A 1,227-nucleotide genomic window follows, 5' to 3' on the forward strand; every position below is an offset into this window, starting at 1 on the left:
GGCACGTTCAATGGGTCGCTGCAACAGCCTCACGTAGTTTATCGGCCGGAGACATGAAGCCCAAGGTCTTTCTCGGCCTTTCATTTAGTCGCGCGGCGATTTTGTTTAGCGCAGCCTGCGAATATTGATCGAGTTGCGTGCCGTGAAGCAAGTATTGGCGCAGAAGTCGGTTCGTGTTTTCGTTGGTACCGCGCTGCCAAGGACTCCGTGGGTCGCAGAAGTAGACCCTCACGTCCGTGGCGATTGTGAAGTCTTTGTGGTTCGCCAACTCCATGCCACGATCCCAGGTGAGTGACTTGCGTAGATGCTGCGGCAAGCGCTTCACCTCGCGTGTCAGGCCCGCCACAACGCTCACCGTGTCCTTGCCCTTCACTTTGACTAGGATGGTGAATCTTGAGCGTCGCTCGACTAAAGTTGCAACGTGAGTATTGTTGGCTCCACTGACAAGATCTCCTTCCCAGTGACCAGGTACGGCGCGCTCGGCTGCTTCCGGCGGGCGCTCGTGAATGGAAACCGCGTCAGCAATCTTGCTGCGAGTGCCTTTGGTGCTGGAAAATCGTGAATGCCGCATCTTGCGTTGGGTTCGCAAATGATACTGCAGCTCTTTCTTTAGAACGCCGCGCGCTTGCACGAACAGGCTGCGATAGATCGTTTCGTGGGACACGCGCATCGACTCGTCATCGGTATATCGGAGCTTGAGCCAGCCGCTTACTTGTTCCGGAGACCATTCCCGCGAAAGCTTACGCTCAACCGCGTAGCGCAAGCGACGGTTTTGCTCCAGCAGGCAATGTTTGGGACGTAGGCCAACCCTCAAGGCTCTGTCATCCGCTTCCAATGCCCGATAATGGCCTGTTCCACCGTTACGCCCAATCTCACGGGAAATCGTAGACGGCGCACGATTCAACTCACGGGCTATGGCGCGAATTGATAGCCCGGCTGAGACGCTGCGCGAGATCTCTTCACGTTCACTCAATGTCAATGCCCACGACGATCGCTTACGCGCAGCAGGGGTATATCCTCCGCATAGCCGGATCACGCCGTAAATTGATCCCGCTGGCTTGCCTAGCGCCCGTCCGATGCCGAGAAACGATTCACCTGCCCGCCACCGCCGCCACACTTCCGCCTTGCCTTCTATCGGCAAACCAGGCCGTCCCATTTGTGCCATTCGTCAACCCTCCCTTATTCGATATTAATAGGAAGGTGTTGCAACGACCCGTTGAACGTGCC

The 1,227-nt window shown here is 56.6% G+C and carries 1 protein-coding gene; it reads right to left on the bottom strand.

Annotated features, from left to right (window positions below):
- Positions 1-7: 7 nt before the first annotated feature.
- Positions 8-1,165 (bottom strand): IS30 family transposase, encoded by a 1,158-nt coding sequence (locus tag OVY01_RS22925; protein WP_267849956.1) that lies wholly within the window; start codon positions 1,163-1,165, stop codon positions 8-10.
- Between the last annotated feature and the right edge of the window lie 62 nt (positions 1,166-1,227).

Source organism: Robbsia betulipollinis, from assembly GCF_026624755.1.
GTDB lineage: Bacteria > Pseudomonadota > Gammaproteobacteria > Burkholderiales > Burkholderiaceae > Robbsia > Robbsia betulipollinis.